5 protein-coding genes are annotated in these 7,967 nt (G+C 68.6%); 4 read left to right on the top strand and 1 reads right to left on the bottom strand.

Going from position 1 to position 7,967, the window contains the following annotated elements; all coding sequences use genetic code 11:
• The 4 genes from VM221_02050 to VM221_02035 all read left to right on the top strand — a co-directional run.
• Nucleotides 1–1,266, top strand: a 1,266-nt coding sequence (locus tag VM221_02050; GenBank protein ID HUT73601.1) for a sugar transferase, incomplete at its 5' end; no start/stop codon positions are given.
• A 185-nt stretch (nt 1,267–1,451) separates the two neighbouring features.
• On the top strand, nt 1,452–1,964 hold the full coding sequence (locus tag VM221_02045) for a hypothetical protein (protein ID HUT73600.1): 513 nt from the start codon (nt 1,452–1,454) through the stop codon (nt 1,962–1,964).
• A 102-nt stretch (nt 1,965–2,066) separates the two neighbouring features.
• Nucleotides 2,067–2,813 carry a sigma-70 family RNA polymerase sigma factor gene (locus VM221_02040; GenBank protein ID HUT73599.1) on the top strand — a complete coding sequence of 249 codons (747 nt, stop codon included), beginning with the start codon at nt 2,067–2,069 and terminating at the stop codon, nt 2,811–2,813.
• A gap of 1 nt (nt 2,814) precedes the next feature.
• On the top strand, nt 2,815–6,201 hold the full coding sequence (locus VM221_02035; protein HUT73598.1) for a discoidin domain-containing protein: 3,387 nt from the start codon (nt 2,815–2,817) through the stop codon (nt 6,199–6,201).
• Here VM221_02035 and VM221_02030 read toward each other — a convergent pair.
• On the bottom strand, nt 6,177–7,967 hold a 1,791-nt coding region (locus VM221_02030; protein HUT73597.1), incomplete at its 5' end, for a recombinase family protein. The genes VM221_02035 and VM221_02030 overlap by 25 nt on opposite strands.

Below are 7,967 nucleotides of genomic sequence, written 5' to 3'. Positions count from 1 at the left end.
AGACGGCCTCATCTGATGCGCAGCGCACGAGACATCCGTCCCCTTGTGTTGTGCGTGACCGAGACCGCCGCCATCGCCGCCGTCGGCGCGGCGGTTGGCGCCGGCTTGCTCGCCACTGCCGTGGCCGCAGCCGCGTGGATCGTGGCGGCGATCATTTTCGGTCTGAGTGACCGCAGGTGGTGGGCGCGTCCGCGCTCCCTCTACCGCGCTGCGGCCAAGACCTGGGCGACCGCCTCACTCGCATCGTGGCTGGCCGCGTTCCTGTCGCCGCTTGCGGTTACCCCTAAGGCGATGTTGCTGCTCCCACTGGCCGGGTTGGCGGTCGCTGTCGCCATGCGCACGATCTGGCGCGCGGTCGCCGTGCACCGTCGGCGGCCGGTGCTGGTGGTGGACGTCGCCGGGGAGGATCGCCTGGCGGCGTGGCTGGCGTACTACTGGCCCGAGTGGGAAATCGTCGGTCTCGTGGATGGCCGCGATGCCGCGGCGGCCGCACGCGAGGCGGCGGGCCGCGGGGCTGCGGTCGCATACTATCTTAACGGGCAGGGCGCCCCCTCGCCCGGCGGTCTGGAGGCGCTGCCGCTCGACGACCTGCTGCAGCGGGTGAGCGGGCGCGTCTTCCTGGAGCACACCGACGGCGTGCGATCGCGCTGCAGCGGCGCCCGCGTGGCGCTCAAGCGCGTGATGGACCTCTGCGTCGCCGCCGGCGGGCTGGCGCTCCTGGCGCCGCTGATGGCGTTGCTGGCGGCGCTGATCAAGCTCGAATCGCAGGGCCCGGCGATCTACCGCCAGCGGAGATTGGGGCGCGGGTTGCGGCCGTTCGAGATGCTGAAGTTCAGGTCCATGATCAACGAAGCGGAGCAGGAGACGGGACCGGTGTGGGCGCAGGCCAACGACCCGCGCTGTACGGTGGTGGGACGGGTCCTGCGCCCGCTGCACCTGGACGAGCTTCCGCAGCTCGTCAACGTTGTGCGCGGCGAGATGAGCCTGGTGGGCCCGCGCCCGGAGCGGCCGGAGCTGGCCGATGAGCTCCTGCGAACGATGCCGGTGTACCGCAAGCGCCTCGAGGTCCGGCCCGGCATCACCGGCTGGGCGCAGATCAACCAGGGCTACGACCGCGAGATGGACGATGTGCGCCGCAAGCTGGAGTACGACCTCTACTACGTCAAGCACTGCGGGCCGTTGTTTGACACCGCCATCCTGCTGCGCACCATTGACGCGGTCATCTTCGGCAAGCCCCGCCGCCCCGCCCGCCCCGACCTGCCGTGAGCGGTCGCCCCGGCGACGCACTGGGACGCCGCGCAGGCGTGGGGCGAAACGCGGGGTGTGTGTGACTGGTGTGACCTGAAGCGGCAGGTGTTGGCCGGAGGATGACGAAATGCGCGCAAGCCTCGGGATCGCGTATTGATGGTCCCCCGGCGCGACCGAAGACCGAACGCGGAAAGGAGCTGGAGATGCGAACAGTAGTAGTGATGGTGGTCATGGGCGCGTTGCTGTTGTCAGCGGGCGCCGCATTCGCGCAATACGGCTACGGCGGCTCGACGATGCCGGAGGAAAAGCCGTACCTGCGCGCCAAAGTCGGGTGGTTCGAGCCGAGCGAGGGCGCCCTCGACGGCGACCTCGCCTTCGGCGTGGACTACATCGTGGCCCGCGGGGAGACGCAACTGCTGTACCTGACAGTGGATCGCTTGCACGCCGAGGACACGACGGTCGAGAACACCGCTTGGAGCGTGCTGGGCGGCGTTTACTACAAGGCTAAGGGCGGCTTCTACTACGGCGGCGGCGTTGGCTGGTCGCGCAACACGCTGGAGACGGTGGGGCTGCCCGACCGCGACGACGACAACCTCACGTGGGAGGTCGGAGCCAGCCTGGGCGTCGGGGGCAAGGGCTTCGCCGAGATCAAGTATCGCGACGGCGGTCAGGACGGCAATACCGGCGTCGTGCTCTACGTGGGCACGCGCTACTGACGAGCCGGCCGCCGTACAGGACCGCACTGCTTCGGCAAGGCGGCATCGTGCAACATGGTAAGACGCCGGCGGAGATTGCCCCCCGCCGGCGTCACCGTTTAGGTGCGTCAGCCGCCGCTGCGCCGCCGCCCGGCCGCCCGCCTGCGCGGCGAAGGATTTCGCCCCCCTGACGGCAACTTACTGGTGGATGACAACACCAGCCGGGAGCGGCCACCAGTGGAGTGCGAGCAGGCGCTGGCGAAGGAGATCGCGGTGACCCGCGCGACAGCGACGGCCGAGGGGGACGCGGTCCTGGCGCGGCGCATTGCCGCCGGCGACGTGGCGATCTGGGATCGCCTGTTTGACCGCTACTCCGCATGGGCCTACCGGTTCGCCTATCATCACCTGGGGGCCAACCACGCCGACGCCCAGGACCTCAGCTCGGATATCCTGATGACGGCGGCCGCGTCCATGGGCCGCTTCGACCCGGCGCAGGGAACACTCGACCTATGGCTGCTGGGCGTCGCCCGCCACCGCCTCGCCCGCTTCTGCCGCCGCCGCCGCATGGAAGTGCCGCTGATACCGGAGTTCGCAGAGTCCGCCGCCAACCCCGAGGTTGCACTCAGCACTGAGGAAGATGCGGCCCTGACGCGCCAGTTGGTCAACCGCGCGCTTGCCAGCCTGCCGCAGCGCCACGCCGCGGTGCTGGTGGGGAAGTACGTGACCGGATACACGGTCGAGGAGCTGGCGCGCTCGACCGACAGCACGCCCAAAGCCGTCGAGTCGCTGCTGACGCGGGCGCGGGCGGCGTTTCGCGCCGCCTTCACCGAGCTGGCCGGCAGCGCGGCGGGAGGTGATAGCCGTGGGTGAGATGACACATTCCCACGAGATGGATGTCGCGCGACTCCTATCCATGCATTACGAGGAGGGGAAAATGGACGACGCGTTCAGGATTGCGCTGCAGGAACGGACCCGGCATATGGTGGGCGCGCGGGGACGAACGCGCATGCGCCGGTGGGCGCTGGTTGCGGTCGGAGCGGCGGCGGTCGCGGTGGCGGTGGTGATGCTCGCGCGTTCGCCCGCACCGCCGACAACGGAGAGGCCGTCCCCGGCGGTGGCCGAGCGGGCGCCCACCCCCGCGCCGCCACCGGTCAATGCCGCTGCGGGCTCCGAGCAGCGGCAAACGGCTGCTACCTCGCGCTCGACAGGGCCTGAAGCGGCAGGCCCGACTGAGCGACCCGCGCCGGCCGGCGGCGCAGTGCAGGCGGGCGGGCCGCTGGTTGCGGTCATCTCCGCGCGAGCGCCGGTGAGCGATGCGACGGGCCGCGCGCTCGAGGTGGGCAACCGGCTGGCGGTAGGTGCGATCGTGCGCACCGGCAAGGGCGGCCGCGTGAGCCTGTACACCCGGCGCGGCAGCGAGTACACGCTCAATGCCGATACCGAGCTGGTGGTGGCGTCGCGGACGACGGCGGAGCTGCGCCGGGGCGAGGTTTACTGCCGCAGCCGGGGGGGCGAGATTGAGCGCATAGACACCGCCGCGGGGAAGATCCACCTCCTGGGGACCGTCGTTGACGCCGCCGCGCAGAACGGCCACCGGGTCGCGGTGACGGTGGTCAGCGGCAAGGTGCGGCTGAGCAATGCCCACGGCGAGGCGTTGGTGCAGGCGGGGAGGCGTTCGGTGCTGGTGGCCTCGCTGCCGCCACAGGGGGGCGCCCCGGTTAACACCTTCGCGGCAACCGCGTGGTACGACAGCAAAGGGACGGTGCTGTCGGACTTCGGCGACATCGCCTATGGCATCTCCCGCGGGGGCGGCTTGGTCAGCGAAATCTGGGTTATGAAAGGGGACGGCGCAGACAAGCGTCGCCTGAAGAGCTACCTTGGCTTCAGCGGGAATGCCGGTCCCTGGCTGCCAGGGCAACAGCGCCTGCTCGTGGACGCGTGGAGCGCGCTCTGGACGACCCCGGACTTCGAGCACCGGCGCGCCCACGCCAGCGCGGGGCATCCCATTGTGACGACTGGAAGCTGGCTGCTGAACGCGGCCACCGGCCAGGATGTGCCTTTCCAACTGCCCGCTGGTTACAATCCGCTTTACATGGAGGTTTCGCCGGATGCTACTCGGCTGGCCTTCTGCGGCAGTTATCAACGCGACCCCGAGGACTTAAAAACGGCGGAGGGCGGGATTTGGGTGTATGACCTGGAGACGGGCGAGATGAAGAAGGTGCTGGACGGCTGGATCAAGACCCCGGTTGCCTGGGCGCCGGACAGCCGCCGCCTGGCCGCTTCCACAGGTCAAGGGTATGGCAACAATTACCCGCTGGTCGTCGTGGACGCGGACACCGCGGAGGTCACCGACCTCAAGATTCAGGGCGCGGGGGCCAGCTTCTCGCCCGACGGGACGAGCATTGCGTATTGCGGGGATTTCCGCAAATCCGGTAGCTGGTCCCGCGGCGTGCCCACCAGCGGCAGCATCTTTGTCCTCGATCTGGGGCCGGGGGGCGAACCGCGCCGCGTCTCGCCCGAAGGAGAAGGCGCCTTGCAGCCCCGCTGGTCGCCTGACGGCGCGCGCATCCTATACATGACAATCGGGCGCGAGCAAGCTGACGAGAAGCCGCGAACGACCTATGCGCTCCACATGGTATCGCCTGACGGCCCGGCGCGCCAGGAGGTGTACCGCGGCGAGGGCTACCTATCGGCAGCGACGTGGACGCCGGCAGGAGACGCGATCTACGCCGTCACCAAGAGCGGCGTCCTGCTGGTCGCGGCTGATGGCTCCGGCGTCATCTCCGACCTGGGCGGCAATGACAAGGACAGCGTTCTTCCGCCGGATCGGCGGGCGCAAACCGCTGCGGCCCTGGAAGCTCTCCAGGAGGCGATCTTCCAGTTCGCGGTGGGCAAGGTGCGCAGCTTCGAGGGGCGGCCCGATGACGCCCGCGCGGCATTCCAGCGCTCCGCCGACATATTCGCGGGGCTTCCCTGGCGCCACCCGCTCGCCGATTTCAGCACCAGCGATATCCTGCGCTATGCCGACAAGGCGCAGGAGATGGCGAATCGTCCGGCCCAGGCCTTGCTCGCCGAAAGCTGCAGGGAGCGGATGAGCTATGCCGGGATTCTCTTGCCGCAATGCGCGGCCGACCAGGGGCGCTTCCCATCCGACCTGGCAAGCCTGGAGAAGTGGTCGCTCGGTCGGGGCTGGGGCATCAACTGGCTCAGCGGGCATGACACCGCGTGGGTCAAGATGATCTTCCGCTGCCCGCAGGGAGATCGGTTCACTTACACCGCGCCGCCTGCGGGCGAGGAGCCGAAAGCAGGCGATGTCCTGCTCTCCTGCCCGAATCATCCCGACTGCCGCTTCGTGTGGGATGACCAGCAAGCGCGGATGCTGGCCTGGCACCGGCAGTCAGCCGCGCGTCGGGCGCGGGAGCGAGACCCTGAGCTGAAGGAGCTGGCGGACACGGCCGGCACACTGCTGAAAAAGGCGACGCGTGGCCTGGTGCCGTGGCCCCAGGTCGAACAGGCCTATCGGGCGGTGCTGAAGCGGAGTCCCGATGACCCCGAAATGCGCGAGACCTTGGGCCGCATGTACACCCGCTGGGGCCGCTATCGGGAGGCGCTGGAGACGCTGCCCCAGAACTCCGAGGTGCTCGGCGGCTGGGCCGGGCTAAACCGCGCCTTCTGCCTGGACGCGTTGGGCAAACGCGCGGAGGCGGTAGCGATATACGCCAAGCTGGCGGAATTCCGCGCTGACAGCGCCATCGGCGCCTGGGCACGGCTCGGGCTCAACGGACCGATCTGGCCGCGCGACCTCGACCTCCACGCGGACCCGGCCGAGGTGCGCCTCATGCCCACGGCTGCGTGGCGCGCATCGGCCTCCGACAGCGCCGACCTCGCCAAGCCCGAGTACGCAATAGACGGGAACCTATACAGCCGCTGGGGTGTCGGCGAGGGCGGGCAGGAACCCGGGCAGTGGTTCCGCCTCGACTTCGATACGCCGCAATCGGTGTGCCGCATCGTCCTCGACCACCAGGGGCGCGGCACGTTCTACACCAATGACTGGCCGCGCGGTCTCAGGGCGGAGGTGACCGCCGACGGGACGACCTGGGAGGAAGTCCCCGTCGTGCAGGGCGACTTGCTGCAGCCGGCGATGGTGCGCTTCGCGATGCCGCGCAGCATCCGCGGGATCCGGTTCACCCTGACCGCTGGCCATGGCCCCGAGTGGTGGAGCATCTACGAGCTTTACGTCTTCGGTCCGGCAAGGTGAAGCCGCGAGGGGAGGGCGCGTGGTCCGCCCCGGCGCGCCCTCCCGCCCCTGGGCGCGACTTCAGGCGGGCCCCTATGGTCTCCGTCGTCGGTCCGGTCGGCGTCCATCGGCGTTCGTCGGCGGCTTCCATCGCCTCTACGCGATCTGTCAGCGGCTTGCCCGCCCGCCATGGGAGGGTGGAACCTAAGGCGCGGAATCCCACCGGCGCTCTCGACAGGGTGAGATTCTTCGCTCGCTGCGCTCGCTCGGTAGCTTAGACGCAATGCAGTAGAGTCCTGCTTCGGCAGAGGGATGACTCCGTAGAGAGTCCCGCTCTTGGCGTCGGCGTTGATCTCGATTCGGTCAACGAGCAGCAGCAGGATTTTGCGCTTCTCCTCGAAGGTGGCAGCGTCCAGGCCGCGGCGCAGGTCCTCGGTGAAGGTGCGGACTGCCTGCCGCGTGCCTTCGGTCAGCTCGGGCGCGTCAAGCGCAGGGGTCAGAGCCGCGATTTGCGTCTTCAGGTTGTCTCGCTTGGCGCTGATCTCCTTCAGTTGGGCGTCGAGCAGGGCGTCGCTGATCTTCTCCTCGCGGTACAGGCGCACGACGCGCATTTCCTCGGCGTCGGCGTCCTTCAGTTGGCGCTCAAGTTTGGCGTGCTTGGCTTGGGCGTGGGCGCGGGTGGCGGCGTGACTGGCCGTGTGCTTCTCGAACTGCTCAAGGATTAGGTCGGGGTCGTCGAGCAGGCGGCGAATGCTCTCCCAGGTTGAGGGCTCGATGCGGTCGGTGCGGACGTAGCGCGATTTGCAGTCAAGGGTGCGGTGGGGGCCGCGCGTGCAGCTGTAGTAGGTGTAGCCGCCGATGCAACCGCCGATATACGGCTTGCCGCAGGTGCCGCATTTCACCAGCCCGCGCAGCAGGTAGGGGTGCCGCTTGTTGTTGCGGGTGGCGAGGTGGGCGTTCCTTTGCAGGATGGCCTGGGCGCGGTCGTATGTCTCGCGGTCAATCATGGCCGGAACGGGGATAGGAACCCATTCCTGGCGCTCGCGATGGCCTCGGCTGGTCTTGGGGTTCTTCCGGTATTGAACGGCCTTCCTGGGGCGCTCTGGGGCCGCAGGGAAGGTCTTGAAGAGGTGGGCAGTCCCGATATAGGCTTCGCTCGTCAGTATCTTGTGCAGGGCGGCGCGGCACCAGCGCTTGTTGCCCTTGCGGGTGGGAATGCCGCGCGTCTCAAGCTCGCGGCCAAGGGCAGCAAGGGTAAGCTCTTTCTCGATCAGCAGGCCGTAGATGTCGCGCACGATGACGGCTTCGGCTTCGTTGATCTCCCAATGGGCAGGGGTTGTGTTCTTGGCTGGCACGTAGGTGTAACCGTAGCCTGCGACTCCGCCAATGAAGGCGCCGTTGCGGGCCTTGTGGTAGCGGCCCCGGCGGGTGCGGTCAAGGATCTTGGCGCGTTCGTACTCACCGACCGCGCCTTGAATCTGGAGAAGCAGCGTACCCTCGGGAGTGTCATCTAGCCGCTGGTTGGTGAACTCCACGCGGGTCCCGTTCTTCTGCAACTCCTCCAGGAGAATCCCGAGGTGGACGAGGGTGCGCGACAAGCGGTCGGGCGAGAGGCAAAGCACGGTCTCGGCGACGCGCTGCCGCGATTTGTCGCGCAGCGCGTCGAGACCGGGCCGCGCCAGCAGGGTGCCGCTGTAGCCGTCGTCAACGAATTCTCCGGCGATGGCAAGGTCGTGGGCCTGGGCGTATCGCCGAAGCTCGGCTAGCTGGCTCTCGATGGTCTGGTG

Source organism: Armatimonadota bacterium (genome assembly GCA_035527535.1).
Classification (GTDB): Bacteria; Armatimonadota; Hebobacteria.
The sequence above is the reverse complement of the archived record's forward strand: the minus strand, read 5'-3'. Positions and strand labels throughout refer to the sequence as shown.